Here is a 333-nt window from a genome sequence, read left to right as displayed (position 1 = left end):
GTTACTCAATTAGTTGCTGCATTAATGTCAGAATATGAAGTAGAGAAATCTATATGTGAGGAGCAAGTTATTTCTTTTTTAGAACTTTTGTTAGAAGAAAATTTGGTTGAGATTGTAGAAGGGTGAAACAAGTAGACTGGTATTTTATCCTGTATAAGAAGTAGGGGAATATATGAATATTGTGCGAAAGATAAGAAAGTTTTTCTCGTTAGATATGAAAACAATGTTTTTATTTATAGAAGCGTATATGTATTTAGGATGGGCTCGTTTTCTTAAATCTATGCCATTTTCTAAGATTGCTCCTACATTAGGTACTCATATGGATGAAACATC

1 protein-coding gene is annotated in these 333 nt (G+C 30.9%); it reads left to right on the top strand.

Going from position 1 to position 333, the window contains the following annotated elements; genetic code table 11:
• On the top strand, positions 1–126 hold a 126-nt coding region (locus tag KVT27_RS24035), incomplete at its 5' end, for a PqqD family peptide modification chaperone (RefSeq protein ID WP_217582115.1).
• Positions 127–333 lie beyond the last annotated feature (207 nt).

The sequence above is a fragment of the Lysinibacillus sp. GbtcB16 genome (genome assembly GCF_019091145.1).
Classification (GTDB): Bacteria; Bacillota; Bacilli; order Bacillales_A; family Planococcaceae; genus Lysinibacillus; species Lysinibacillus fusiformis.
Note: the sequence above shows the minus strand (reverse complement) of the source record. Positions and strands in the feature narration are given on the sequence as shown.